The organism is Pseudalkalibacillus sp. A8, from assembly GCF_045920555.1.
Lineage (GTDB): Bacteria > Bacillota > Bacilli > Bacillales > Fictibacillaceae > Pseudalkalibacillus.
This window is the reverse complement of record NZ_CP174509.1, coordinates 4,281,368-4,306,462: the sequence shown is the minus strand read 5'-3', so window position 1 is coordinate 4,306,462 and position 25,095 is coordinate 4,281,368. Positions and strand designations below refer to the sequence as shown.

Genomic DNA, 25,095 nt, shown 5'->3' with positions numbered 1-25,095 from the left:
TGAAGGGAGTGCTTGAATGAATGAAACTGATCTTCATAGACCGTATGAAACACTGAAAACTTGGCATGACTCCCATATTGAAAAGCATCAGACGAGTAATAGTGAGTTAAATCATTTTCATGACATCGTCATGCAGAGACTTTTTGATATAGCTTTAAGTGTAGTTGAGGAAAAATTAGGGCCTCCGCCTTGTCGATTTTCATGGTTTGTCATGGGCAGTGCGGGTAGATTTGAACAAGCGATTGTTAGCGATCAGGATCATGGTTTGGTTTTTCAGGTATCAAACGAGAAATCGAGGGAGTATTTCAGAGAGTTGGGCAGAGAAATCTCTTTAGGCTTGTATGAAATTGGATATCCATATTGCGATGGAGATGTGATGAGTTCAAATCCGTTATGGTGTAAATCGGAACAAGAGTGGGAAAAGCAAATTGGACAGTGGTTGGAAGAAGAAAGCTTTGAATCGATTCGTTTTTTGTTGATCTTTTATGATGCTAGGGTTCTAGTTGGGGAAAAAGATGATATTACCCGTTTTAAGCAGCAGTTGCACCAATATATTGAGAAAAGGCCTCATTTTTTATACCGCCTGTTCGAAAATACCAGGCATGTTAAGAAAGCGGTTGGTGTATTTCGTCAAATCCTAACCGAGTCACACGGATCACATGCGGGGTACATTGATATGAAACATTCAGGATTCTTTCCTTATATCAATGCGATCCGTTTATTGGCGATCAAAGAAAATATAGTCGAACCATCTACATTGGTAAGGCTTGTGAAGCTTTGTGAATTTCCTGAATATAAGAAGTTAGAGTGCTACAAAGTTGATTTTGAAAAGTTGTTGCATTTCCGACTGCAACATCATGAAGTTTCAGAAGTATATGATGATGTTCATTATCTTAATGTGAAAAAACTCGACAAATATGAAAGAAATGAAATCAAACAAGTCTTGAGGAATGGTAAAAAGCTACAGGATTATACCGGAACCGTCATCAAAAGGATGTTGGATCATGAAAATTGATCCGATCATTCAGTTTATGAAACAGGTACAAGGTAAGGTGGGTTCAAGTATTTATGCACCGTTACAAGGACAAACGAATCCCCAGCATCTTGCCTTTTTAAGACGATTGGAAAAAGAAATGAAAGCAGGAGAAAGTTTATCCGTTCCTTTAAAAGATTTGAACGTCGTTGTATTCGATTTAGAGACAACGGGTTTCTATCCTGATCAAGGTGATGAAATCATCTCGATAGGTGCGATAAAAGTGAAGGGGAGCAACATTCAACATAATGAAACCTATTATTCGCTTGTACGTTGCGATCGAACGCTTCCCGCTGAAATAATAGAGTTGACAGGAATAAAAAACGAGGATTTGAAAAATGCTCCCGATCTGCAACAAGTGCTTATCGAGTTTTATAATTTTGTAAGAGGGAATGTGCTTGTGGCGCATCATTCTAACCATGAAAAAAATTTCCTCCAGCATACAAACCGGAAACTGTTCCGATCGCAATTCAAACACCGAATTGTCGATACGTCGTTTTTATTTAAAATTGCAGAACCGAATATCAACCTGGTCCGATTGGAAGACTGCTGTGAATATTGTGGGATTCCTGTAATCGAACGTCATCATGCATTAGGGGATGCAAAATTGACTGCGCAATTATGGAGTATATATCTGAACAGAATTCAGGATCTCGGATACAAAACCTTGCACGATTTGTATGAAAGGCTTTCTCATAAATTTTGACGTATACACAGAAAGAATAACTGGCGCCAGGTTTGGTTCCAGTTATTCTATTTTCTCAAATGAAAATGTGCATTTAATTGACCGCGAATCATTTTGTTGATGTCATCTTTTGTTTGTTTTCGTTTTTTAGACATTTCTTTTTTTATTTCATAGGTCTGAACCCCATCTTCAATTTGATTTGCGATTTCCATCAGTATTTCAACATCAGAAAATGAATATTTTCGCGTACCTCGCTCTGTCCGTTCTGGGAATATTAATTTTCTTTCTTCATAATACCGAATTTTACGTTCCGATAATCCTGTTATTTTACTGATAATTCCAATGGACATCACTTTTTTATTTTTATAAGATTTTTTGTCAGTTGACATATGTTCACCTCTTTTGAATAGAAAAATCTTATCTTTTAACTAAACAAAAGCAAATATGTTAAATTTATTTACATGGAGTGTTTGCTTATTACGTAATTATACACTTGTTTTTTGAAGATGCCAAAAGTTATGTAAGATTTTCTAACATAGTTTTATTCGTATCCGCGAATAATCTTACATTTGGATCACTGTTCATATATAGGAATAACATTGATGGGGAAAGTATAATAAGGTTGCGCGGAATGGGATTAGGACTGAATTTTCCGACATATTAATCGTGTTAATTTTATGGGAGAGAACATAATAGGTGATTTCATGGGAATAAAAAATAGGAAATTCCACAATGGAGGAATTTCCTATTTTTTATTTTATTTTTATAGCGTGTAGGTCTTGCCTGGCTCGCTTTTCCCGCAGGAGTGTTACGTCCGAAGTGACCAGCTTGTGCGTTTATACTGAAGAAAGTATTAAAAAAAGTGAAAAATCAACATTAATATTTAAAAAAGCCTATTTTTATTATCTTTAAAACTATAGGGCGCAAAGCTAAATTCGTTTCTCCACAAATCTTTTCATGCGTTTCATAGCTTCATCAAGCTGTTTGATGGATGTTGCATAGGAACAGCGGATGTAACCCTCGCCATTTGCGCCGAATACATTACCTGGTACGACAGCAACTTGTTCTTCTTGCAACAGCTGCTCAGCGAATTCAGTTGAGGTTAATCCGGTAGCTTCAATCGATGGAAAGGCATAGAACGCTCCCCCCGGATTTGGACATTCCAATCTTATTTCATTCAAGCTGCTGACGATAAAATTCCTTCTCTGTTTATAGCTTTCAATCATGTCATTGACACTCTGCCTTCCATTTTTCAGGGCTTCTAAGGCGGCGTGCTGTGCCATCGTAGGTGCACACATCATCGTATACTGATGAATTTTCACCATAGCGGAGATTAATGGAGCTGGTCCTGCTGCATAGCCAAGTCGCCAGCCCGTCATGGCAAATGCCTTGGAGAACCCGCTGATCAGGATCGTTCGCTCCTTCATTCCAGTGATGTAGGGGAAACTTGTGTAGTCATCGTCATAAGTGAGTTCGGCGTATATTTCATCAGATAGAACGAGCAGGTCATGCTTTTCGATAACTGTCGCCAGTTGCTCTAATTCTTCTTGCGATAAAAAGGTTCCGGTCGGGTTATTCGGATTACATAGTATGATCGCTTTTGTATTTGGCGTAATGGCGGCTTCAATTTGTTCCGGTTTCAGTTTAAATTCATCTTCCGCTTTGGTTTGGATCATAACCGGTGTTCCTCCAGCCAGCGTAACGGTTGGCATATAAGCAACAAAGCTCGGTTCTACAACGATGACTTCATCTCCAGGATCGATCACCGCACGGAGAGCAAGGTCAATAGCCTGACTTGCTCCAACAGAAACAATCACCTGGTCACTTGGATCATAACTTAAGCGATAATTTCTGCTTAAATATGCACTGATTTCCCTACGTAGCTCGATCATGCCCGCATTTTCAGTATAGGAGGTGTATCCCTGTTCAAGGGCATGAAAGCTTTGTTCGATGAAATTCCAAGGCGTTACGAAATCAGGCTCACCTACTCCGAGGGAAATGACATCTTTCATCTGAGCCGCTAAATCAAAAAAACGGCGAATGCCCGATGGTTTTAAATCCACGACCTTCTTGGATAGATAAGAGGATTGCATCATGGTGATACCACAATTCTTTTATCATCATCGTCCGCATCCTGTAATATGATGCCATCATGCTTATATCTTTTCAAAACAAAATGGGTCGTGGTTGATATTACGGAATCGAGCGTAGACAATTTTTCAGAAATGAAATGTCCAATTTCCATCATCGTGTTTCCTCTCACTGATACCGACAAATCATAAGCACCGGACATTAAATAAACGGCTTTAACCTCTGGAAAACGATAAATACGCTCCGCCACTTTATCAAAACCAACGCCACGAGCAGGGGTCACTTTTACATCTACCATTGCCGTAACCTCTTCCTCATCCAAAACTTTTGCCCAGTCAATAAGCGTGGAATAGCCGAGGATGACTTTCTTCTTCTCAAGCTCCTCAATCAGTTCACGGATTTCATCTATCCTTTTATCCATTAACTTCGCAATTTTTTTTACTTCCAAATTAGCGTTCTTCTCAATTAATTTTAACAATTGTACTTCGATTTCTTTCATTGTCACACCTACTTTTTATTTTTACATATGCACCATTCTATCAGGATTAAAGCCTATTTCCTAGGTAGTTTCTGTCAGGATATTTGTGTGCTGCTTCAATACTTGATTTCTTCCCGCTATTCAAATGGAAATTAGATGATCATTGGGGGATGGGTAATCAATTTGTAATTGGGAAGTTTACTACAAATTGTATCGGTATAATCAGTCATGTAAAATAGCTATAAAACGATTGAAAATAGGTGTTATTGATGGAAAAATTTATCGTGGTAGGTGCGGGAATTCTCGGTGCATCTACAGCTTATCATTTGTCTGAAGCCGGGGCAGAGGTTACTTTATTGGACCGGAAAGACAATGGTCAAGCGACTAAGGCTGCAGCAGGAATTGTCTGCCCCTGGCTTTCTCAGCGCCGCAATAAGGCATGGTACACCCTGGTTAAAGGAGGGGCAAGATATTATCCTTCGCTGATCAAAAAACTGGAAGCAGCCGGAGAGACGAATACGGGGTATAGACGTGTTGGAGCGATCAGTTTACATACGGATGAGAAGAAGCTGGAAAAGATGGTCGAACGTGCCATGAAACGCCGGAAGGATGCTCCTGAAATCGGAGAAGTGACACGTTTGTCTGCTGGAGAAACAAAAGCCCTTTTTCCTCCATTATCCGAAGATTTTGCCTCCGTCCATGTCAGTGGGGCAGCCCGTGTGAATGGAAGGGCATTACGGAAGGCGCTGATCAATTCTGCCAAAAAGAATGGGGTGGATTTTCTAGAAGGAGATGCAGGGCTTGTTCATCAAGGGAACCGTGTAACCGGGGTAAAATACAATGATAATTCGATCGAAGCAGATCAAGTGATTCTTACGACAGGTGCATGGTCGAAAGAACTTCTACAACCTCTAGGGTGGGAATTCAAACTCTCTTCCCAACGAGCCCAGATCATTCACCTTGAAATCCTGGACGTAGATACGAGTGAATGGCCGGTCGTCATGCCGCCGAATAACCAATACCTACTTAGTTTTGAAGGAGGAAGAGTTGTCGTTGGTGCGACACATGAAGATGATGTAGGGTTTGATTACCGAGTGACAGCAGGTGCCGTTCATGAGATTTTAGATAAGGCACTGCAAATTGCACCTGGGTTACACGATAGTACCATCCATGAAATAAAAGTCGGCTTTCGACCGTTCACCCCTGGATTTCTCCCGATCATCGGCCCGGTACCAGACGTAGAAGGGTTGCTGATCGCAAATGGTCTCGGTGCTTCAGGACTTACAAGTGGACCATATCTGGGATCTGAACTTGCGAAACTTGCTCTCGGTCAACCACTTGAGCTCGATATTCTTGACTATGACGTTTCGGTAGCGATGGAAAAAAACGATTGGTTATAGTGATGAAATTATGGTTCTAGATTAAATCTAGAGCCATTTTTTTATGAATCTACATCCAAGGTCTTAGATTGGTCGTAGATTTATAATCGGTCCATTTAGGTATGGGAAATTCAATCTTCGTTCTGACGAAAAGAAACTCCTTATTAAATAAACTGAAACTAAGAAATCAAACAATTAAGGAGTTGTTATAGATGAAGGAAAAACAAGTGGTCATGATTACAGGAGCTTCAAAGGGATTAGGAAGAGCGGTTGCGAGAGCATTTGCCAGGAAAGGAGCGAACCTTGCTATCTGCGCACGTGGCGAGATGAAATTGAAAGAGGTTGCAAAAGAATTAGAGGCGCTTGGTACAGAGGTTCTGGCTGTCACAGCGGACGCATCGGATCCGAGGGATATTGAGCGCTTCGTATCCTTGGCCGAATCGAATTTTGGAAAAATCGATGTGTTGATCAATAACGCCTCCCGACTTGGTCCAAGTCCGATGCCTTATCTGGCAGACTATCCAAGTGAAGATTTCCTCGATGTTTTACGTGTCAATGCGGATGGACCTTTCAGGCTGACCAAACGAGTCTTACCAGGCATGTTGCAACGTGAGTCTGGTTCGATCATTAATGTGACATCTGAAGCAGGTAATGTCGGGTATGCCGGTTGGGGTGCATACGGTATTTCCAAGTTCGCATTGGAAGGCTTGACGGAGATTTGGGCGGATGAAATGGAAGATACCGGCGTCCGGATCAACATGGTGGACCCTGGTGAGATGAATACGGAAATGCATGAGCTTGCTGTTCCAGATTGTGATTATGAGCTTGCTGAACCAGAGGAACTGACAGATGTATTCCTTTACCTAGCTTCAGATGATTCCAAGCATGTAAACGGGAAACGACTTGAAGCACAAAGCTTTGTTAAAGAGAAGAGGTGAATAAGATGGGATTAGCAGCTAAAAAACCGATGAAGTTCTATTTGCCAAATGAATTGAACGCTTCCAACCCGCCAGAGGCAAGAGGGATAAGGCGTGATCATGTCAGGATGATGGTACTGGACCGTGCTAATGGAAAAACAAAGCACGATCAGTTTAATAACCTGGAATATTATTTGAATAAGGGCGATCTTCTTGTTTTGAATGTAAGTCGGACTCTTCCCGCTTCTTTTAAAGTGAAAATAAGAAGAGGCGGTAACATCATTCAAGAGAACGTCGAAATCCGCCTTGCGCAAAGGAAGAGCAATTCAGTTTGGAAGGCCCTAATAGTAGATGCAAAGGTTCAACAAAGCGATGTCCTTCTTTTTTCACCGAGCTTGACAGGCTTTGTAAGGGCGACGAATCGTAATGAACCGCTTGTGACAGTCTGCTTTTCTGCAAGGGGAAATGAGCTATATGACCAGTTATATAGGCTGGGCGAGCCGATCCGTTATGAATACATTAACGAGAATTGGGGCCTCGAACACTATCAAACCGTTTACGGAACTGTCCCTGGATCTGTTGAAATGGTTTCCGCAGGAAGGGCATTCAGTTGGGAGATGCTGATTCGGTTGAAGAAAAAAGGGGTGCAGATTGCAAGGATCACCCTCCATACAGGGTTGAGTTATTTCTTGAATGATCAATGGAAAGTTGGTCCAGCTGATAGTCTTGAAGAATATGAGGTGCCAAGCGAAACAATCCGTAAAATTCAAGCAACAAAACAGGCCGGTGGCAAAGTGGTTGCTGTGGGAACTACAGTTGTCCGTGCGCTTGAATCTGCGGTTGATCAACAAGGCATTCCTGTATCGAAAAAAGGCTGGACCAGTCTGCACATCCATGAAGAGTTTTCCTTGAAAGTCGTGGATGGATTGATCACTGGTTTCCATGAACCGGAAGCGAGTCATTTGGATATGTTATCTGCATTCGTCTCTCCGATACTTTTAAAGAACGCTTATCATGATGCGATTCAGGAAAAGTACTTGTGGCATGAATTTGGGGATATGAATCTTATCTTAACGGGGGAATTAGAATGATTTTTCACCATGTCGCAATTGAGACGAATCGATTGGAACGAGCGGTGCAATTCTATGAAAAACTTGGTTTTCTATATGATTCTGAAATCGAGTTGTTAGGGGAAAAGATCATTTTCATGAAATTGAAGGGGTTTCGACTTGAGCTTGTTTTGGTAGCGGAAAATCTGAAGTTGACCACTAATAAACATATTGCCTTTGAAGTGGAAAACCTAGAAGAGATGCTTGATTGCCATCCAGAGTTTACTTTATATGAAGGGCCATACACTTTTGAAAATGGCTGGCAATCAGCTTTTATCATGGGGCCCAGCGGGGAAGTGATAGAATTACTTCAAACAAAGTAGGATGAACGTTATCAGACGTTCATCTTTTTATCGTTCAGAGAGGCAATTTAGGGTATATAAATCTTCATTCTGAACTCAGATGCAGGAGTATGACCCATTCATATCTAATTAAACGTATTATAGGGGGGATTGGTATGACAATTGCTGGGGCACAAATAGTACATGAAAAATTGGAAGCGGCAGTCAAGTTACTTGAAGTACATAACGTAGATACATGGCTTATTTTAACGAGGGAAGGCTATGATCCTAGTTTGCCGTTCGTTATAGATATAGAAACACAGGATACGACCGCTATTCTCATCAATAAAAGTGGTTCCCACCAGGCAATCGTATCGAAAGAAGACTATGAAACATTCAAACAGACAGAAGTCTTCTCCGATGTAATCACTTATGATACCTATATGGATGAGGTTTTTTTGAAAGTATTTCATATTCTCAATCCCAAAAAGTTGGCATTGAATATTTCACTTTATGACCATTTATATGATGGTTTATCTTTAGGCCTTTACCATTGGCTAGAGCGGTTAATCGGATCGAACAAGTTAAGGGAAATAGAAGTGACGAGTGAACCTATTTTAAAACAATTGAGATGTGTAAAATCAAAAGCTGAAATTGAAGTGGTAAAGAAAGCGATCTCCCATACAACAGATATATTTGAGGAAGTTTTCGGCAAAATGGAGATCGGAATGACGGAAAAAGAGATCGGACAGCTCTTTGTAGATAGAATGAAAATGAGGGGCGTTACGAACGGGTTAGGCAAGCCTTATGATTTACCGCTAGTCTGTATCGTAAGATGTGGCCTAGCCCATCGGAACCCTGGTGATCATATAGTGGTACCCGGGGACATCGTGATCATTGATTTCAGTTTGCGGTGTAAAGGATATGTTTCGGACATTGCTCGGACCTGTTACTTTTTAAAAGAAGGGGAATTTGAGCCTCCTGAAGATGTGCAGAAGGCATTTGATGCTGTTGTAGATGCAATTACACAATCAATCGAAGCGTTGCGGCCTGGGAAAAAGGGTTATGAAGTAGATGCAGTTGGCCGTGCTTGTATTGAAGCACATGGGTATCCAACAATCAAGCATTCTGTCGGCCATCAGGTCGGAAGGGCGACACATGATGGAGGAACAATTCTCGGTCCTAGAAAAACGCCGCCTCGACCACAGGTTGAAGGGCTCATCCAATCTGGAGAGATTTACGCCATCGAACCGACTATCATTCAAGATTGTGGACTTCCTTGCATATTGGTTGAAGAGAATGTTCTCGTTACAGATGAAGGACCTGAAGTATTAAGTAAACGCCAGCTTGATTTGATCACAACCCCATACAAAGGGGTGAAATAAATGGACTATGGCCTTCAAAAGGAAAATATTAGAAGATCAATCGAGATTATAAACGAACAGCAAATCGACTTATGGATCATTTTCACAAGCGAAGGCAGTGATCCGTGTCTCCCTTTTGTAACCGGAATGAAGACAGTCGGACCTGGGGCATTCCTTATTACAAGGGATCACAGAAAACTAGCGGTATGCAGTACAATAGATGCGCAGGATATCGAAGGATGTGGTTTGTTTGATGAAGTGAGAACGTACAATCAAGGAGATCTGGATGAAGTCTTGAAAACGATGGTTAAAAAGTTTTCCCCTTCTAGAATAGCAATCAATTACTCAGAAAGTTATCCGCTTGCAGATGGGCTTACGGTAGGAAGATTCCGTTGGTTGCAAGAAATGCTTCAAGAGGTCTATCGGCACGAATACGTTTCATCAGAGAGCATTATAAAAAGCCTGAAGATAGAATACAAATGAAGACAAAAATAGACGATACGAGGCACTTCAGCTTACTATCAAAGGAGCGTATGTAATGAAAAGAGTCGATGTAGTGTATTCACTTATTTATGATGAGAAAACCGATAAGGTGTTGATGGTACATAATACGAAATATGATAATTGGTCAATGCCTGGAGGAGTAGTAGAAGAAGGAGAGACTTTGATGGAAGCAGCCATCCGTGAAGCTAGAGAAGAGACAGGATTGACGATAGAAGTCCAAAACTTGGTATCCGTAAATGAAGTATTCATGAAAGAAAATGGGCACCACGCTGTTTTCATTACCTTCAAAGCGCGGATCCTCAGCGGGGAGATTTCTATTCAAGATACGGACACCATCTCAGATGTACAGTGGATGGATATTCGTACAGCCAATGAATGGATGCCTTATCACTCGAAAGGAATTGATCTCTTCTTGGAAAATTCCGTCCCATATGTATTCCAAGGAACAGTCTGAGATTTAGAGTATGCATGAATACTGCCTCGAACAGAAGTTTTAAAACATGGAATTTCAGGAACTACATAAGTGTAAGTTTGAAAACTTGAAGGTGAAGGAGGAGTTAAAGATGAGTGATGTATTGTTTACTGCACATGCAACAGCAAAAGGTGGAAGGAAAGGTCATGTAAAATCAAAAACTGGGCAAATCGATCATGATCTAGTAATGCCTACTGATGATACGGACAAAGAAGGGACAAACCCTGAAGAGTTATTTGCAGCTGGATATTCAGCATGCTTTGATGGGGCTCTAAACTTGATGGCTTCCAAACAGAAAAAAGAAATCGAATCAAGTGTCACAGCAGATGTGAGCTTTATGAAGGATTCAAGTGATAATGGTTTTAAAATAGGTGTGACACTGAATGTAGAAGTGAATGGTGTCAATCAGGAAGATGCTGAAGAGTTGGTGAAGAAGGCTCATGAATTTTGCCCGTATTCCAAAGCCACACGGAATAATGTTGATGTAAAGCTGAATACCAAAGCAATATAATAAAGATATAGGCTGTAGAGAGTGGCTTAAGGAAGTCGCTCTCTTTTTGTTTCGTACGGAACAAAAAAGGATGACTGATCGATACAGTCATCCTCCGATATGAGACATTTCGACTTTGGAAGTTCTTTTTGTGTTTGCGGTCCGTTCCTGTGAATAGCGGTCGTTCCGATTTATCCAAATCCCCTCGATGATTTCCTTCATTTCATCGTCGTCAGCGCCATTACGCATAGGACCTCGCAAATCATGCCCTTTCGAAGAGAATAAACAAGTGAACAGTTTTCCTTCTGCTGAAAGTCTAGCCCGATTACATGTCGAACAGAAAGCGTCAGTTACAGATGAGATGATCCCGATCTCTTCATCAGAACCTTTGTATCGGTACCTTGTTGCAACTTCACCTTTATAATTCGGCTCTATCGGTTCAATCGGCATTTCTTCATGAATCCGCTCAATAATCGCCTTTTTTGGAAAGACATCATCCATCTTCCAGCCATTCGTATTCCCTACGTCCATATATTCGATAAAACGGATGATGATCCCTTGTTTACGGAAATATCTGGCCATCGGCAGGATGTCTTGATCATTGACGCCCTTCTGGACTACCATATTCATCTTGATTCCTAAACCTGCTTCCCTGGCTGCTTGTACTCCTTTTAAAACAGTAGAAACAGATACATCCCGTCCGTTAATTTTCTTGAAACGTTCGTCCTCAAGAGTATCCAAGCTGATCGTCACACGGTGGAGCCCGGCAGCTTTCAATTGTTCTGCATATTTTGGCAGGAGTGAACCATTAGTTGTCATAGCAATATCTTCAATATGATCAATTTTAGAGAGTAACTGGACTAAATCCGGCAAATCCCTTCTCATCAGCGGTTCTCCGCCTGTAAGCCGGATTTTTTTGATTCCAGAAGTTTTTTGGAACAATTGAGCCAATCTTGTAATCTCTTCAAAGCTCAACAGCATATTCTTTTTTAGAAATTCATAATCTGGTCCGAATATGTCAGCAGGCATGCAATAATGACACCGGAAATTACAACGGTCTGTTACAGAAATCCGTAAATCTCTGAGCGGACGTTGTAGTTGGTCAGAGACGTTCATAACCGATCGGCCACCTCCTTGAAAGGTTAGTAATCATACAATACGTTCTGCGTGTGTGTAAATATTCATCTTATTTCCGCGAATAAAGCCTGCGGTTGTAATATTCAAGTCTTCAGCAGCTTGAAGGGCCAGTTCAGTCGGTGCAGATTTTGAAAGCAATATGCCAACTCCGATTTTCGAAGCTTTCAAAAGAATTTCCGAAGAAATTCGACCGCTGAAAACAAGGATCTTATCCTGAACTTTGATGTTGTTCATCAAGCAATGTCCATAAAGTTTATCAAGTGCATTATGCCGCCCGATATCGGTACGGGAAACGATAATGGCATCAGGAGTACAGAGCGCGGCATTATGAACGCCGCCAGTTTCTCTAAACGTACCACTTGAAGATTGCAAGTCACTCATCAGCTTAATGCATTGTTCATACGTGATCTGGACTTTCGACATGGATGATTTAGCCGTTTTCACATCGTTCTGAAAATAAAAAGATTGTCGGCTTTTTCCGCAACATGATCCTATAAATCGTTTTGTATGGTCATGAATAGAAGACGTAATTTTCGTTACAGTTTCGATATAAGCAAACCCTTTATCTTTATCTATGGAAATCGAAGAAATGTCCCGTTTAAAAAACCGGATTATCCCTTCTGATGCGAGAAAGCCGATTACCATTTCCTCGATGTGTGTTGGTGTACATACCATTGTAGCAAACTCATTGCCATTCAGCATAATGGTGAGAGGAAACTCAGTGACAATTATATCCTCTGTTTCTGATACTTTCCCATCCAAGTAGGATATAATTTTTCTTTTCGTTTTGATGAACTCTTCCATCGTATCCCTCATTCCGAACTTCAAATTAACTTTCACTCATTATATCTCATTTTCAGGTTTCATGTTGTTAAGTGCTTAAGGTGGATACGGAAAATGATTACATTGGGAAAATTATTCTAATATCCTATCAATTTTTAAAGGATAAAAAGTTGAATTTTCCCAATAACTAAGACATGGATACCGTGTTATACTGAAGTAGACAATCCCCTTAATACTCTGACACCGCCCATACCTTTTTTGGTGCAAGCACTTGTTGCTTGCACTCTTTTTTTGTATTAATCAATCGTATTGTTTGTTTGTGTATGCGCTTTCATGATATTATTTCAAAAAATCATCTTTAGTTTGACAACAAGCAAAGACACCAAGACTCGCTTCTCAAATAAATAACGTGAGGAGAGATAACGTGTCGGATAAGGTGAAAAATCGTTGGTTGATTGCTGCTTGTGGAGTCGGGATTCATTTATCTATCGGTTCAGTATACTCTTGGAGTGTTTTTACAAAGCCATTGATGAATGAATACGGCTGGAGTTTAAGCGGTGTCTCTTGGACATTCAGTATTGCCATTCTCTTTTTAGGCCTTGCAGCTGCTTTTATGGGCCATTTTGTTGAAAAGCATGGTCCAAGGAAATCAGGGATCATTGCAGCATTATTTTTTGGAATCGGTCTTTTAGGTTCCGGTCTAGCCATCAATGTTGAATCTCTGATCTTTCTATATGTTACATATGGTGTGTTAGGAGGAATAGGACTAGGAATAGGGTATATCGCCCCTGTATCTACGTTGGTTAAATGGTTTCCGGACCGGAGAGGACTTGCGACAGGACTTGCAATCATGGGCTTTGGTTTTGCATCTTTAATTGCCAGCCCTGTGATCAATTCCCTGATTAATCTAGTCGGAATTGCTGGGACGTTCTATATTTTAGGAATTGTCTATTTGGCTATCATGCTCCTGTCATCTTCTTACCTGGCACCTCCACCTGCAGGGTGGAAACCAAAGGGTTATGAAGAGAACATGGAAAAAAGAAATAATAAATCGCAGGATCTTTCGCAGCTTACAGCCAATGAGGCAGCGAAAACAAGGCGTTTCTGGTACTTATGGTTGATGTTGTTCATCAATGTTACTTGCGGAATTGCCATCATTTCGGTCGCTTCACCAATGGCCCAAGAAATAGCTGGTTTAAGTGCGGCAGCAGCGGCAACGATGGTCGGAATCATGGGGCTGTTCAACGGATTAGGTCGTATTGGCTGGGCATCATTGTCCGATTACATTGGAAGACCGAATGTGTATACTGCTTTTTTTGGTATCCAGATAGTTTTGTTCATTCTGTTACCAATCACTACTGCTTCCCTGTTATTCCAACTTTCCATTTTTATCATCCTATCTTGTTATGGCGGAGGTTTTGCTTCCATACCAGCTTACATCGGAGACCTGTTTGGTACGAAACAACTCGGAGCCATCCACGGTTATATCCTGACTGCATGGGCTGCAGCTGGTCTTGTGGGACCGATTCTTGTTTCATGGCTACGTGAGACTACCCAAAGCTATACATTGACCCTTTATATTTTTGCAGCAGCTTTTTTAGTGGCACTGATCGTATCCATCCTTATCCGGGCCGATATTAAAAAACTGCGACAGAAAAATAAAGAGAGAGTAGCAAGTTAACATCGAAATGTCCGCATTAATACTAAATGACTACAAGAGAAGAAGTGTTTGCACTGTTTTTTGTGGGTAGGAAAGTTGGGAAAATATTTATTGGGAAACCACGTTTTTTTCGGGTGATTTTCGTTTGTTTTCCCAATAACAAACACTTTAGTACCGTGTTATACTAAAGTAGACAATCCCCTTAAAACTCTGACACCGCCCATACCTTTTTGGTGCAAGCTCTTGTAGCTTGCACCCTTTTTTTGCTTAGAAATAACCTTTTAAGTTTAATTCAAAAATGTCCTTTTAATGAAATGTAAACTTTATTTAAGGAAATATGAACATTTCTAATAAAATGGCTAAAGATTGGTTTATTTGGATTTAACTAAGGGTAAATTTATATTGTTATAAATACCAGCAATGTCACATTGAAGTATTACACCCTAAAAGGGATTGGCTTATCAAGAAGCAGACTCTCTCCGAAATAAAAACTAATCCAACTGTATATATCAAACAGAAAATCGTTATTCGAAATGAATCACATAACGAACGTCGAGACTTTCCGAAACGAGGTGTCTGTCTTTTTTTGATGAGTCAATCCGATTTTTATATTAAAAGAAAAAATATTTAGTTCTTAAAAGGTAAAGGAGTGGTCGCGATGAACGTTTTTTCCATTGATGCACTTGAAAACCGGCATGTCATTGTTACTGGTGCAAGCGGAGGGATTGGGAGCGAAACAGCAAAAGCAGTGGTTAAAATGGGTGGTAAAGTGACTATCACAGCAAGAGACGAAAAGAAATTGGAGCTTCTGAAACAAGAAATAGTCGAATATACCCCTGCTGAAAATGTGTATGTACATACTGCCGATTTAACAAGTGAAGAAGAACAAAAGAACCTTGTAAAAAAAGCAATGGACAAGCTTGGATCTGTCTATGCATTAGTTAACTGTGCAGGAATTAGCGGTGGTGGGATCATTGATGAAACGTCGAAAGAAGAGCTTGAATTCATCATGGATCTGAATTATACCTCCGCTGTGATGTTGACAAAACTAGTCTATCAAAGTATGAAGCAACAGCAACGAGGGGTTATCGTCAATGTCTCCTCTTTATCAGGGTTGAGAGGAACATATGGGAATACAGCATATACTGGTTCTAAATTCGCCCTGATTGGTTTCACGCATTCATTTGCGCTTGAAGCGATTGAAAACGGAGTAAGGGTCAATGCGGTTTGCCCAGGATATGTGAATACACCAATGGGCATTAAAGCCATTAAAAAAAGGGCACAACGAAACGGAATATCTTTCGAGGACCAGTTGAAAAGGATTGAAGATCAATATCCTTCAGGGAAATTGATTCAACCAGAGGAAGTAGCTAATACGATTGCGTACTTACTCACTGATGCTGCACCGAACATTATTGGGGAGTCAGTTAAAATTTCTGGTGGAAGTGTAATGCGATGAAGAAAAAGTAAAGGGACTTACCATTTGGTAGTCCCTTCAGCGATTCTTAAAAACATTAAGCTATGCTCTTACTGCTTCTTTCAGCTGTTTACCAGGCTTGAAGGCAGGTGTACGAGTAGCTGGAATTTGAATGACTTGACCAGTTTGAGGATTGCGTCCTTTTCTTGCTTGGCGTTCCCGAACTTCAAAACTACCAAACCCGATCAATTGTACATTTTCACCATTCGTAAGTCTTTGAGTAATTGCATCAATAACTGCATTGACAGCTGTTGTAGAGTGTTTTTTGGATAAACCGGTTTGTTCAGCAACTTGTTGGATTAAATCACGTTTGTTCACGTTTATTCCTCCTTGGATATTGTTCAATAAAACATTATGTATCTACCATTCTTACCGGATTAAAATTATATATACATCAATTTTTTAAAATTTTTTTTATCCCTAAGATCAAAAACAAAGGAAGGCTGATCCTATAATAAGAGATCGTCCTTCCTGAAAATGAGATTATGATAGTTCCGGTAATATTCGCACTTCCGGTTCCATAGGTGCATTACAGAGTGGACAAGCTGGTTCAGAATCAAACGTCAACCCTTCTCTCATCCATCCAGAACAATTCTGGCTCGTGCAACTCCAAACTTTTGTTTCAACTTCTGGGATTGGTTCTTGTTGATTCTTTGAGAAAAATGCCATTGCTTCCACCCTCTTTATCTTAGTACTTCTATTATACCCAATTTTGCCTAATAATATAGTTCCTATGTTCCAGATAACGATGTAAAAGGGTTATTAGTTGTTCTTTTCCTAACATATTTATTATAAGTGAGGGGGCGAATTCATTGGAGTTATCAAGTAAAGTATCTGTATCGTTCAGTGACATACGCAGTGATACAAAGAAATATTTGGAAACCAATCGAAAGTATTTTGAAATGTATCGAACAAGGGCTTGGATCTGGAGTGTTTTTGTACCGTTTATACTGTTTGTCCCAACATACTTATTGATTACTGCTTTTGATCAATTTAATTTTACATCCATCTTCCAGTTCTTCTTAGGTCTCTTTCTTTTTGTTATTTGGATTGTCACACCAGGTATGTTTTTATATGTAAATAAAGACCGGAACACTGTTTCAAGAGTATGGTTTTGGGCATGGCTCGGGTTGAACTTAGGATTCATTGTTTTTTGGATTGTTCTTTTTACTTGATTTAACAAATTAAAAAATTGATGTTCAAAGATGGCACTTTTTAAGGCCATCTTTTTTTGAATCTCCGCCTTGAGGCGGAGGTCGATACATTCTCTGGATTGTTCCAGCCTTCTTGTATGCAAGGTATTCTTATATTAACAGTAGAAAAAGAAGGGAAAACCTGCATATGTCTAATTTTTAGAGGTGACCTTTCATAAAAAGATGATGCTAAAGGTGTGTGGTCGGATGAAACTGAGGTCTGGAGGCCAATTTGTAGTAGCGGTGATCTTCGTGTTAATAGGGGTCATGTTGCTGCTTGTCAATTTGGGAATCATTTCAATGGATATTGATGAAGCATTTTTGTTTTTATATCCATTTGTCATACTGTTGCTAGGATTAAAATGGTTATCCGAAGCAATTATATCAAAAGGGCGTCGTGGCAGCTGGTTTATGGGCTTGTTTCTATCTGTTATCGGTGGATTGCTTGTTAGCGATCGCTTAGGATTCATGGAATTCCGGTTTGAACAGATCATTAATCTATGGCCTTTATTACTGGTGTATATCGGAATCCGAATGCTCTGGGGAAGAGGGCCGAGAATAACAGTAAATGCGAAAAGGAAACATTCGAAGAGTAATTTCGTCACCGATGTCTCCATGAAGGATGATAATTGGCAAGTTCAAGATATGGATGAATGGAATGGTGTAGCTGATTTTGATTTTGATTATACCAGAGCCTTCATACCAGATAAAGAAACGATCATTCAATTATCAGGTTGGGTTGGTGATATAAAGATCTTGATTCCAGAGGATGTCGAATTTTGTGTCACCTCTAACACAAAGGTAGGGGATATCAAGATCGGTAATTATAAAAAGGACGGCCTGATGAAAGAAGCGAAGTATAATACAGAAGGTTATGACGAAGCAACGAGGAAGATTACTTTTGACTTCAGGTTCCAAGTGTTGGATTTAAAGATAAACCGAGTCTAGGGAGACGATCGTAATGAGCCAAAACCAAAATGGAATCAGAAGACTCTTTTATAGAACACATCTATTAAACTCTGTCTATACGACCGTCTTAATCTTCTTCCTTTTTCAGATCCTCTATATATTATACCCAGCGGCTGATCGGATTGTGGTCAGCCTTTTGGTCTCAATTGCTGTTTTTGTCCTTTCTTTCATGTTAGGGATCTACTTCAGTTTTCGTAAAGGGCAAAACCTGATTAATCGATTGAATGAGATTTCAGTAGGTATCACCAAACTATCCCGCGGAAATTATGATTATCGGATAAGTGATGGAGAGGATGATGAAGTAGGGATCATTTCTGCAGATATCAATCAGCTATCTGAGAAGATCAAGAAACAAGTTTACTCTTTACAAAAGCTCGCTAATGAAAAGGCTGAGTATGCTGAAAAAGCCCACACGGCTGCAACGATTGAAGAGCGACAACGACTGGCGCGGGATTTACATGATGCTGTCAGTCAGCAGTTGTTTGCTTTGAATATGATGTCATCAGCAGCATTGAAGTTATTTAAATGCCACCCCGATAGGGCAAAAAGTCAGCTGGAACAAGTTGTTGAAATGGCCAACAAAGCCCAAGGTGAGATGAGGGCGTTGCTTCTTCATTTAAGGCCAATCGACCTTTCAGGAGAAAAATTACATAGTGGAATCCGGGAACTGGTGAATGAACTTCAGCAAAAGTCAGGGATTGAAATCTATTCAGAAATCGATGAGATCCCGGATGTATCAAGAGGAATCGAAGATCATTTATTCAGGTTGATGCAAGAAGGCCTTGCGAATGCTCTGCGACACTCTCAAGCAAGTAAAATAACAATCAAACTAGATAGTAATCAGAAGCATATCCGTATACATTTACGTGATAACGGGGTTGGTTTCGATTTGAAGCAAAAGAAAAAGGTTTCTTACGGATTGAAAACGATGCAGGAGCGTTGTGATGAAATAGGCGGAACTTTCTCAATTACCACAGCTAAGGGGCAAGGGACTGCCATTGACGTAAGAGTTCCAATTGGTAAAGGAGATGAATATGTTGGCCATTCAAATTAAACTTTTTCTAGTAGATGATCACGAAATGGTAAGACGAGGTTTAAGCTCTTATTTGATGACAGATCCATCATTCGAAATCATCGGTGAAGCATCAAGTGGCAATGAAGCGGTTAAAAAGCTAAAAGGACTTGAACCAGATATCGTCCTGATGGATCTGATCATGGAAAATGGAAACGGAATCGAGGCTACGAAAGAAGTAGTAAAGATCCACCCGAATTGTAAAATCATCATTTTGACAAGTTTTTATGATGACGAACAAGTCTTTCCTGCTATTGAAGCTGGTGCATTCAGCTATGTTTTAAAAACAGCTTCAGCTGAAGAAATTACCGAAACGATCAAGAAAGCTTATGCTGGTGAATCAGTGATCGAATCCAAGGTCGCTCAGAAAATGATGAATAGGTTTCGATCGAAGGAGTCTTTCCCACACCATGAATTGACGAAAAGAGAGCTTGAAGTGCTTTCGTTGATTGGTGAAGGGAAAACCAATCAAGAAATCGGGGATACGTTATTTATTGGGATCAAAACAGTCAAAACCCACGTCAGCAACATCCTGAGTAAACTGGATGTCTCAGACCGTACACAAGCAGCAATCTACGCTAATCGACACAACCTCTCCAATTGATTACAGGGGAGGTAGAAAGCACAAATTATGGAATCTTGATAAATAAAAATTATTACAACGAAACTGAAGTTTATTTAAACAGATATACAGATAATCTTTAGAAAAGTACAATTATTTACCACAAAATAAAGATTAATTATAGCAAAAATCAATTTTACATAGAAAACCGATCCGGGACATCGAAATAGTTCAGTGTCTTGGATCGGCCTTTTATATATCCTTCTACATTTCCTCTAAGTTAGCCACGTTCACTGTCATTTCATCGTCTGGATTATCTCTGGTATACACCCGAGCTGTATTGCCTGCTTCATCGACTTGTTGGATCCAAATCGGATTACCACGATAATGGACAGTAATTTCATTTGGTGATTCTAAGATTTGTTTTGCTCTGCCTGCGTTCATCTTATTCCACACTCCTTTTAGGTAACTTTTTCTAGTTTTGATCATTTTCACCGATTTATGCACTCACGTAATTCTTGTATTAGTTTGTCTACTACTATTGTATGGTAAGATGGGATTGAAAATAGGTTTTACAAAAGGTAGATGAATATGATGCATGAACGTTATTCCAGACAGACAAGGTTTTCTAAAATCGGTCCGACTGGACAGGAAAAAATCAGACAAAAGCACGTCCTTTTAATAGGTGCAGGAGCCCTTGGGACAAGCTGTGCCGAGATGTTGGTCCGAGCAGGTATAGGCAAATTGACTATCATTGACCGGGACTATGTCGAATGGAGTAATCTTCAGAGGCAGCAATTATATACAGAATCGGATGCAGAAAATCAACTGCCAAAAGCAGTCGCAGCAAAAGACCGGCTATCGGATATCAATCGTGAAGTCATGATTGATGCCCGAATAGAAGAAGCGAACACGATGACGATTGAGGATCAAATTGAGGGCGTAGATCTGATCATAGACGCAACTGATAATTTTGAAACGCGGATGCTTATAAATGATGCGGCACAAAAATGGCAAATCCCATGGATTTACGGAGCCTGTACAGGAAGTCACGGGTTGACCTATACGATTTTACCTGGTGACACACCCTGTTTTGCTTGTTTATTAGGCAAGATTCCATCAGGTGGTGAAACGTGTGACACTGTTGGCATCATTTCTCCAGCCGTACAAATGGTGACGGCTTATCAGATGGCGGAGTCTTTCAAAATATTAGTTGAAGATTTTCAGGCTCTCCGAAAAAAGGTTGTCTACTTTGATTTATGGAGTAACCAGCATACCTTTCTGAAAGTAGGTAATCTTAAAAATCCACAATGTAACAGCTGTGGGCTGGAAGCTAATTATCCATATCTTGATCAGCAGGTGAGTACGAAAACCGCTGTTTTATGTGGAAGAGATACCGTTCAAATCAGACCGATGCCAGACATGTCATTCGATATGGAGACTCTTAAACAGAAACTTTCTCACCTATCTCCAAACATTCGAAGCAATGATTACTTGCTGCAAGTAGAAATTGAAGATACACGGATGGTTATTTTCAGAGATAACCGGGTCCTGGTCCATGGTACGAAAGACATTAATAAAGCGAAAACATTATACAACCGTTATATAACAGGATAAAGACTGGAAAAAGCGCTGAAAGGCGCTTTTTTTGATTTTGAGGTTGTTAAATAGAGCCTTGATTTTAATACTCAGGGCCTATTTTTCTTGAAAAAAGCATATTCCCAAAGTATTACTCATTGGGAAAATCATGTATTAATTTATGTCAATACTTAATCGTTTTGACGCTCTATTTCCCAATACCACAACCCCCATATTTGTGATATCGTTAAATTATTGATTGAAAATTCAAAAAATGACAGGAGGTGACATATTTGCAAAAAAGTTGTTGTTAATAATTTCAATTTAAAGTTTTTAACAACAACTATAATTCTTGTAATCAATACATACACCTAGAATTCTTCATAACAGAAATGATTAGAAAATAAGGGAGAGATGGATTGTGAAACGATTATTGTCAGTATTGTCAGCTGTGATTTTGATGGTTTCGATCTTCGCATCTGGAGTGTTTGCTGCGGGTCAGAATGAAAACCAATCAAATGAGAAGTTGAGAGTTTTGATTTCATCTACAAATGAGAACGCCCTGAAATCTGCTGAAGAAAACTACGTTAAACGATGGGATTTCAACGAAAAAGGATTTACGACGAATGTTACTGAAAAACAATATGAGGGACTTAAAAAGAACAAAAATCTTAAGGTTTCTCTTGTGAATAAAGTTTATTTGGATAAAGTAAGTCAAGCTGCATCACGAACTGCAACTCCTTCCGACCAAACTCCTTGGGGAATGGAAGCGATTTATAATGATTCCAGCCTGACTGCTACGAGTGGCGGAGATGGTGTCCGTGTAGCGGTGTTGGATACTGGAACTTATACTGAACACGTCGATCTTGTTGAAAATGTTGAACAATGTAAAGACTTCAGTTCTAACCGATCGCCGATAATTGATGGGAAATGTGATGATAAAAACGGTCATGGTACGCATGTGGCCGGTACGGTTTTAGCGAACGGAGGAGCTGATGGCCAAGGTGTTTATGGTGTTGCTCCAGAATCAAAGCTTTGGGCATACAAAGTTTTAGGAAACAGCGGATTTGGTTATTCCGATGATATTGCGTATGCAATCAAGCACGCGGCTGATCAAGGTAACAGTTTAGGTGTGAATGTTGTTATTTCGATGTCGCTAGGGTCAAGCTCGAAAGATAGCCTTATTGCAGATGCAGTTACCTACGCTATGAATAATGGTGCGTTAGTCATTGCTGCTGCAGGGAATGACGGACCAAACCCTGATACGATCGGTTACCCAGGTGGACTTGCAGATGCTGTAGCAGTTGCAGCTCTTGAAAATGTACAAGAAAACGGTACGTATCGTGTAGCTGATTTCTCTTCACGTGGAAATCCTGATACAGATGGAGATTATGTCATCCAAGAAAGAGATGTAGAAGTATCCGCACCTGGCCGTGCAATCGAATCGGCTTGGAAAGATGGCGCATATAATACGATCAGTGGTACCTCTATGGCAACACCTCACGTTTCTGGATTAGCGGCGAAAATATGGGCTGAGACCCCTTCATTATCGAATGACGACATCAGAAGTGAACTTCAAAACCGAGCAAAAGCTAATGATATTCTGAGCGGACAATATGCTGGAAGCGGAGATGATATCGCTTCTGGATTCGGTTTCCCGACAGTCCAATAAGAAATAGTTTCAAAAAAAGAAACTGGCCTTAGACAGGTCAGTTTCTTTTTTTGAACTATTTTTTAATATTTTCGTCTTTATTATGTATAAGCGTTATAGAAATCAGGGGGGAAATCAATGATTGAAGTCAATGGGCTTAGCCATCAATTCAAGATTGGAAAGAAAGGTAAAGAAACTGTAATTCCCGTTTTAGAGGATATAAATTTAAAAGTGGAGACTGGGGAAATCGTGACCGTTGTTGGTCGAAGCGGCTCAGGGAAATCGACATTGCTTAACTTGATCAGCGGTTACATCCAACCAACCGAAGGTGAAATCTTCATTGATAATCAGAATGTCACGTCATGTAATGAAAGTAAATGGGCCGATTTCCGTCTTCACAATCTAGGATTCATCTTTCAAAGCTTTCAGCTCATTCCTAGTATTACAGCTTATGAGAATGTTGAACTGGCGCTCACATTAAAGGGTGTCCATGAAAAGGAAAGAAAAGCGCGAACAGAAAAAATCTTCAAAAAGGTTGGCCTGGAAAAATTCATGGACCACTATCCTAGTGAATTATCAGGCGGCCAGCAGCAACGAGTAAGCATTGCGAGAGCGCTGATTTTGCATCCGCCTATCATTCTTGCAGATGAACCGACAGGCAGTTTGGACAGTGATACTGAAGAGGAACTGCTGGATTTCATAAAGCAACTTAATCATGAAATGGGCATCACCTTTTTGATCATTACCCATGATGAAAAGGTTGCAAAAATAGGAGATCGTATCATCGAAATTGTGGATGGGGCATTGGATGAGGAGGCATATGCATCATGAGATTCAAAGATCAGTTTAGATTCGTACGTAAAAACATGAAAAAGAACAAGACCAGGATATTCATGACGGTTCTTGCCACCGCCATGGGATGTGCGTTCTTGATCGTCCTTTCATCAGTCGGATTCGGTCTTCAAAAATCAATAGTCCAGGAGATTACACAAGATCGATTGATGACTGAGATACAAGTCCACGGAAAAGAAAGCGAAAAGAACGCGGGTATCACAATTGATGACATTACCTATTTCGAGGGACTTGACCATGTGAAGGCTGTGACAAGAAGACAAATGGTTGACCAACAAGGGGATTTCCGAGTTGGAGAATATCGAGCTGAAGGGAACGCTGTTGTCGTCGATTTTCCGTCGGAAACGAAAGCTGGATTTGAACTTTCGGAAGGCCGTTTACCTGAGGCTGATAACGAGGTCGTGATTGGTTATGATTTTGCTAAGAGTCTCGCAAAGTGGGACGGAAAGGAAGCTGCCCCAATAAATGAAGATGGCACGGTAAAAGAAGAATTTAAATACAAAGGGGAGTTGGTAGGTGAACAACTCGACCTGGGCGTCAAAAAATTTGAAGGGGAAGAAGAAAAGTCTAAAACGTTCAATCTTAAGATTGTCGGTATCACAAAAGATTGGGAGTGGGATCCAAACATCTATATCTCCGAAAAGGTATTGACCGATATCGAAGCGTTTACGGGTACACCAAATGGTACTATCGTTCCTCCAAGCTTACCAGTAGAGGAAAGAGAATTGATGGAACAGAGGAAGGAAAGATTTTATAGCCAGGTATCGATTTATGCAGATGATGTCGAAAATGTCAAAACGATTTCGGAAACCATCAAGGATGAGAACTATTTTGCCTATTCAGTTGTCGATGAAATGGAACAGATCAACACGGTGTTTTTGATTGTTAAGAGCGGACTGATATTTATCGGAACGATTGCAATCATCATCGCTTCCATTGGTATATATAACACCATGACCATGGCTGTCACAGAGAGGGCCCCGGATATTGGCATCATGAAAGCGATCGGGGCAAATCCTTCCACGATCAAGCGGATTTTTTTAATTGAAAGCAGTTATATCGGAATGCTTGGAGCAATTTTCGGTACAATTGTGGCTTATGTCATCACCTTTGGAGTCAATTGGCTGTTACCGGTCATTTTAAGTAATGCATTTGGTGAACCCATACCAAGCGACTTCAAGTTTTCACATATCCCTTTAAGCCTGCCATTGATCTGTATCGGCATCTGTTTATTAGTGACTATCATTTCAGGCCTCAGACCAGCTAGAAGGGCAACAAAAGTCGATGTGTTAAAGGCGATGAGAAGGGAAGTTTAATTTGAATGAACTACCTACGGTTTAGGTTGTTCCTTTCTATTT

At 40.2% G+C, this 25,095-nt stretch carries 28 protein-coding genes; 20 read left to right on the top strand and 8 right to left on the bottom strand.

Annotated elements, in window-relative coordinates; translation table 11 throughout:
• Positions 1–16: 16 nt before the first annotated feature.
• Both ACJROX_RS22125 and ACJROX_RS22120 read left to right on the top strand, forming a co-directional pair.
• Positions 17–1,015 carry a DUF294 nucleotidyltransferase-like domain-containing protein gene (locus ACJROX_RS22125; protein ID WP_408007361.1) on the top strand — a complete coding sequence of 333 codons (999 nt, stop codon included), beginning with the start codon at positions 17–19 and terminating at the stop codon, positions 1,013–1,015.
• The gene (locus ACJROX_RS22120; RefSeq protein ID WP_408007360.1) at positions 1,005–1,739 is read left to right on the top strand and encodes an exonuclease domain-containing protein; all 735 of its coding nucleotides are present in this window, start codon (positions 1,005–1,007) and stop codon (positions 1,737–1,739) included. The genes ACJROX_RS22125 and ACJROX_RS22120 overlap by 11 nt, the downstream gene beginning before the upstream one ends.
• Before the next feature lie 47 nt (positions 1,740–1,786).
• Here the strand turns inward: ACJROX_RS22120 and ACJROX_RS22115 are convergent, their stop codons facing one another.
• The 3 genes from ACJROX_RS22115 to ACJROX_RS22105 all read right to left on the bottom strand — a co-directional run bounded on the left by ACJROX_RS22115 (position 1,787) and on the right by ACJROX_RS22105 (position 4,308).
• Positions 1,787–2,107: a MerR family transcriptional regulator gene (locus ACJROX_RS22115; RefSeq protein ID WP_408007359.1), complete on the bottom strand. Its 321-nt coding sequence runs from the start codon at positions 2,105–2,107 to the stop codon at positions 1,787–1,789.
• A gap of 540 nt (positions 2,108–2,647) precedes the next feature.
• Positions 2,648–3,814 (bottom strand): aminotransferase, encoded by a 1,167-nt coding sequence (locus tag ACJROX_RS22110; protein WP_408007358.1) that lies wholly within the window; start codon positions 3,812–3,814, stop codon positions 2,648–2,650.
• A complete protein-coding gene (locus tag ACJROX_RS22105) occupies positions 3,811–4,308 on the bottom strand; it encodes an Lrp/AsnC family transcriptional regulator (RefSeq protein ID WP_408007357.1) in 498 nt (165 codons plus the stop codon). The genes ACJROX_RS22110 and ACJROX_RS22105 overlap by 4 nt, the downstream gene beginning before the upstream one ends.
• Positions 4,309–4,556: 248 nt before the next feature.
• Between ACJROX_RS22105 and ACJROX_RS22100 the strand changes: the two genes are divergently transcribed.
• From ACJROX_RS22100 to ACJROX_RS22065, 8 genes are all read left to right on the top strand, one after another.
• Complete coding sequence (locus tag ACJROX_RS22100; RefSeq protein WP_408007356.1) at positions 4,557–5,687, top strand: NAD(P)/FAD-dependent oxidoreductase; 1,131 nt, start codon at positions 4,557–4,559, stop codon at positions 5,685–5,687.
• A 191-nt stretch (positions 5,688–5,878) separates the two neighbouring features.
• Positions 5,879–6,604, top strand: a complete 726-nt coding sequence (locus ACJROX_RS22095) for an SDR family NAD(P)-dependent oxidoreductase (RefSeq protein WP_408007355.1) — start codon at positions 5,879–5,881, stop codon at positions 6,602–6,604.
• A 5-nt stretch (positions 6,605–6,609) separates the two neighbouring features.
• Positions 6,610–7,674, top strand: a complete 1,065-nt coding sequence (locus ACJROX_RS22090) for an S-adenosylmethionine:tRNA ribosyltransferase-isomerase (protein WP_408007354.1) — start codon at positions 6,610–6,612, stop codon at positions 7,672–7,674.
• The gene (locus tag ACJROX_RS22085) at positions 7,671–8,015 is read left to right on the top strand and encodes a VOC family protein (protein WP_408007353.1); all 345 of its coding nucleotides are present in this window, start codon (positions 7,671–7,673) and stop codon (positions 8,013–8,015) included. Before ACJROX_RS22090 ends, ACJROX_RS22085 begins: the two co-directional genes overlap by 4 nt.
• Positions 8,016–8,149: 134 nt before the next feature.
• Positions 8,150–9,358, top strand: coding sequence for a M24 family metallopeptidase (locus tag ACJROX_RS22080; protein ID WP_408007352.1), 1,209 nt, complete (start codon positions 8,150–8,152; stop codon positions 9,356–9,358).
• The gene (locus tag ACJROX_RS22075) at positions 9,359–9,820 is read left to right on the top strand and encodes a hypothetical protein (protein WP_408007351.1); all 462 of its coding nucleotides are present in this window, start codon (positions 9,359–9,361) and stop codon (positions 9,818–9,820) included. It begins immediately after the preceding gene.
• A gap of 55 nt (positions 9,821–9,875) precedes the next feature.
• Complete coding sequence (locus tag ACJROX_RS22070) at positions 9,876–10,295, top strand: NUDIX hydrolase (protein WP_408007350.1); 420 nt, start codon at positions 9,876–9,878, stop codon at positions 10,293–10,295.
• Positions 10,296–10,404: 109 nt separating this feature from the next.
• The gene (locus tag ACJROX_RS22065) at positions 10,405–10,824 is read left to right on the top strand and encodes an organic hydroperoxide resistance protein (protein WP_408007349.1); all 420 of its coding nucleotides are present in this window, start codon (positions 10,405–10,407) and stop codon (positions 10,822–10,824) included.
• Positions 10,825–10,911: 87 nt separating this feature from the next.
• Here the strand turns inward: ACJROX_RS22065 and moaA are convergent, their stop codons facing one another.
• Positions 10,912–11,919, bottom strand: coding sequence for a GTP 3',8-cyclase MoaA (moaA, locus tag ACJROX_RS22060; protein ID WP_408007348.1), 1,008 nt, complete (start codon positions 11,917–11,919; stop codon positions 10,912–10,914).
• A 33-nt stretch (positions 11,920–11,952) separates the two neighbouring features.
• A complete protein-coding gene (gene fdhD, locus ACJROX_RS22055) occupies positions 11,953–12,744 on the bottom strand; it encodes a formate dehydrogenase accessory sulfurtransferase FdhD (protein ID WP_408011735.1) in 792 nt (263 codons plus the stop codon).
• Positions 12,745–13,147: 403 nt separating this feature from the next.
• Between fdhD and ACJROX_RS22050 the strand changes: the two genes are divergently transcribed.
• Both ACJROX_RS22050 and ACJROX_RS22045 read left to right on the top strand, forming a co-directional pair.
• Entirely contained in the window at positions 13,148–14,404 is a 1,257-nt protein-coding gene (locus ACJROX_RS22050; protein WP_408007347.1) for an OFA family MFS transporter, read from the top strand.
• A gap of 637 nt (positions 14,405–15,041) precedes the next feature.
• Positions 15,042–15,842: an SDR family NAD(P)-dependent oxidoreductase gene (locus ACJROX_RS22045; RefSeq protein WP_408007346.1), complete on the top strand. Its 801-nt coding sequence runs from the start codon at positions 15,042–15,044 to the stop codon at positions 15,840–15,842.
• Between the two features lie 60 nt (positions 15,843–15,902).
• Here the strand turns inward: ACJROX_RS22045 and ACJROX_RS22040 are convergent, their stop codons facing one another.
• Complete coding sequence (locus ACJROX_RS22040; RefSeq protein ID WP_221566520.1) at positions 15,903–16,178, bottom strand: HU family DNA-binding protein; 276 nt, start codon at positions 16,176–16,178, stop codon at positions 15,903–15,905.
• Positions 16,179–16,343: 165 nt separating this feature from the next.
• Positions 16,344–16,529: a cold-shock protein gene (locus ACJROX_RS22035; RefSeq protein ID WP_408007345.1), complete on the bottom strand. Its 186-nt coding sequence runs from the start codon at positions 16,527–16,529 to the stop codon at positions 16,344–16,346.
• A 143-nt stretch (positions 16,530–16,672) separates the two neighbouring features.
• On the opposite strand from ACJROX_RS22035, the gene ACJROX_RS22030 reads away from it, so the two are divergent.
• The 4 genes from ACJROX_RS22030 (at position 16,673) to ACJROX_RS22015 (ending at position 19,698) form a co-directional block, all read left to right on the top strand.
• The gene (locus tag ACJROX_RS22030) at positions 16,673–17,035 is read left to right on the top strand and encodes a hypothetical protein (RefSeq protein ID WP_408007344.1); all 363 of its coding nucleotides are present in this window, start codon (positions 16,673–16,675) and stop codon (positions 17,033–17,035) included.
• Positions 17,036–17,260: 225 nt separating this feature from the next.
• Positions 17,261–18,001 (top strand): cell wall-active antibiotics response protein LiaF, encoded by a 741-nt coding sequence (liaF, locus tag ACJROX_RS22025; RefSeq protein ID WP_408007343.1) that lies wholly within the window; start codon positions 17,261–17,263, stop codon positions 17,999–18,001.
• Positions 18,002–18,014: 13 nt separating this feature from the next.
• The gene (locus tag ACJROX_RS22020; RefSeq protein ID WP_408007342.1) at positions 18,015–19,076 is read left to right on the top strand and encodes a histidine kinase; all 1,062 of its coding nucleotides are present in this window, start codon (positions 18,015–18,017) and stop codon (positions 19,074–19,076) included.
• Complete coding sequence (locus ACJROX_RS22015) at positions 19,060–19,698, top strand: response regulator (RefSeq protein ID WP_408007341.1); 639 nt, start codon at positions 19,060–19,062, stop codon at positions 19,696–19,698. The genes ACJROX_RS22020 and ACJROX_RS22015 overlap by 17 nt, the downstream gene beginning before the upstream one ends.
• A 222-nt stretch (positions 19,699–19,920) precedes the next feature.
• On the opposite strand, the gene ACJROX_RS22010 is transcribed toward ACJROX_RS22015, so the two are convergent.
• On the bottom strand, positions 19,921–20,100 hold the full coding sequence (locus ACJROX_RS22010; protein ID WP_408007340.1) for an H-type small acid-soluble spore protein: 180 nt from the start codon (positions 20,098–20,100) through the stop codon (positions 19,921–19,923).
• Between the two features lie 150 nt (positions 20,101–20,250).
• Here ACJROX_RS22010 and ACJROX_RS22005 point away from each other — a divergent pair, with 150 nt between their 5' ends.
• From ACJROX_RS22005 to ACJROX_RS21990, 4 genes are all read left to right on the top strand, one after another.
• Entirely contained in the window at positions 20,251–21,273 is a 1,023-nt protein-coding gene (locus tag ACJROX_RS22005) for a MoeB/ThiF family adenylyltransferase (protein WP_408011734.1), read from the top strand.
• 421 nt (positions 21,274–21,694) lie between these two features.
• Positions 21,695–22,906: a S8 family peptidase gene (locus ACJROX_RS22000; RefSeq protein ID WP_408011733.1), complete on the top strand. Its 1,212-nt coding sequence runs from the start codon at positions 21,695–21,697 to the stop codon at positions 22,904–22,906.
• A gap of 117 nt (positions 22,907–23,023) precedes the next feature.
• The gene (locus tag ACJROX_RS21995) at positions 23,024–23,716 is read left to right on the top strand and encodes an ABC transporter ATP-binding protein (protein WP_408007339.1); all 693 of its coding nucleotides are present in this window, start codon (positions 23,024–23,026) and stop codon (positions 23,714–23,716) included.
• Positions 23,713–25,053, top strand: a complete 1,341-nt coding sequence (locus ACJROX_RS21990) for an ABC transporter permease (RefSeq protein WP_408007338.1) — start codon at positions 23,713–23,715, stop codon at positions 25,051–25,053. Before ACJROX_RS21995 ends, ACJROX_RS21990 begins: the two co-directional genes overlap by 4 nt.
• Positions 25,054–25,095 lie beyond the last annotated feature (42 nt).

What these genes read in the sequence shown, in the direction of transcription:
- ACJROX_RS22125 (WP_408007361.1), top strand. Translation starts at nt 17, where the DNA reads ATGAATGAAACTGATCTTCATAGACCGTATGAAACACTGAAAACTTGG.
- ACJROX_RS22120 (WP_408007360.1), top strand. Translation starts at nt 1,005, where the DNA reads ATGAAAATTGATCCGATCATTCAGTTTATGAAACAGGTACAAGGTAAG.
- ACJROX_RS22115 (WP_408007359.1), bottom strand. Translation starts at nt 2,107, where the DNA reads ATGTCAACTGACAAAAAATCTTATAAAAATAAAAAAGTGATGTCCATT.
- ACJROX_RS22110 (WP_408007358.1), bottom strand. Translation starts at nt 3,814, where the DNA reads ATGATGCAATCCTCTTATCTATCCAAGAAGGTCGTGGATTTAAAACCA.
- ACJROX_RS22105 (WP_408007357.1), bottom strand. Translation starts at nt 4,308, where the DNA reads ATGAAAGAAATCGAAGTACAATTGTTAAAATTAATTGAGAAGAACGCT.
- ACJROX_RS22100 (WP_408007356.1), top strand. Translation starts at nt 4,557, where the DNA reads ATGGAAAAATTTATCGTGGTAGGTGCGGGAATTCTCGGTGCATCTACA.
- ACJROX_RS22095 (WP_408007355.1), top strand. Translation starts at nt 5,879, where the DNA reads ATGAAGGAAAAACAAGTGGTCATGATTACAGGAGCTTCAAAGGGATTA.
- ACJROX_RS22090 (WP_408007354.1), top strand. Translation starts at nt 6,610, where the DNA reads ATGGGATTAGCAGCTAAAAAACCGATGAAGTTCTATTTGCCAAATGAA.
- ACJROX_RS22085 (WP_408007353.1), top strand. Translation starts at nt 7,671, where the DNA reads ATGATTTTTCACCATGTCGCAATTGAGACGAATCGATTGGAACGAGCG.
- ACJROX_RS22080 (WP_408007352.1), top strand. Translation starts at nt 8,150, where the DNA reads ATGACAATTGCTGGGGCACAAATAGTACATGAAAAATTGGAAGCGGCA.
- ACJROX_RS22075 (WP_408007351.1), top strand. Translation starts at nt 9,359, where the DNA reads ATGGACTATGGCCTTCAAAAGGAAAATATTAGAAGATCAATCGAGATT.
- ACJROX_RS22070 (WP_408007350.1), top strand. Translation starts at nt 9,876, where the DNA reads ATGAAAAGAGTCGATGTAGTGTATTCACTTATTTATGATGAGAAAACC.
- ACJROX_RS22065 (WP_408007349.1), top strand. Translation starts at nt 10,405, where the DNA reads ATGAGTGATGTATTGTTTACTGCACATGCAACAGCAAAAGGTGGAAGG.
- moaA (WP_408007348.1), bottom strand. Translation starts at nt 11,919, where the DNA reads ATGAACGTCTCTGACCAACTACAACGTCCGCTCAGAGATTTACGGATT.
- fdhD (WP_408011735.1), bottom strand. Translation starts at nt 12,744, where the DNA reads ATGGAAGAGTTCATCAAAACGAAAAGAAAAATTATATCCTACTTGGAT.
- ACJROX_RS22045 (WP_408007346.1), top strand. Translation starts at nt 15,042, where the DNA reads ATGAACGTTTTTTCCATTGATGCACTTGAAAACCGGCATGTCATTGTT.
- ACJROX_RS22035 (WP_408007345.1), bottom strand. Translation starts at nt 16,529, where the DNA reads ATGGCATTTTTCTCAAAGAATCAACAAGAACCAATCCCAGAAGTTGAA.
- liaF (WP_408007343.1), top strand. Translation starts at nt 17,261, where the DNA reads ATGAAACTGAGGTCTGGAGGCCAATTTGTAGTAGCGGTGATCTTCGTG.
- ACJROX_RS22020 (WP_408007342.1), top strand. Translation starts at nt 18,015, where the DNA reads ATGAGCCAAAACCAAAATGGAATCAGAAGACTCTTTTATAGAACACAT.
- ACJROX_RS22010 (WP_408007340.1), bottom strand. Translation starts at nt 20,100, where the DNA reads ATGAACGCAGGCAGAGCAAAACAAATCTTAGAATCACCAAATGAAATT.
- ACJROX_RS22005 (WP_408011734.1), top strand. Translation starts at nt 20,251, where the DNA reads ATGCATGAACGTTATTCCAGACAGACAAGGTTTTCTAAAATCGGTCCG.
- ACJROX_RS22000 (WP_408011733.1), top strand. Translation starts at nt 21,695, where the DNA reads ATGGTTTCGATCTTCGCATCTGGAGTGTTTGCTGCGGGTCAGAATGAA.
- ACJROX_RS21995 (WP_408007339.1), top strand. Translation starts at nt 23,024, where the DNA reads ATGATTGAAGTCAATGGGCTTAGCCATCAATTCAAGATTGGAAAGAAA.
- ACJROX_RS21990 (WP_408007338.1), top strand. Translation starts at nt 23,713, where the DNA reads ATGAGATTCAAAGATCAGTTTAGATTCGTACGTAAAAACATGAAAAAG.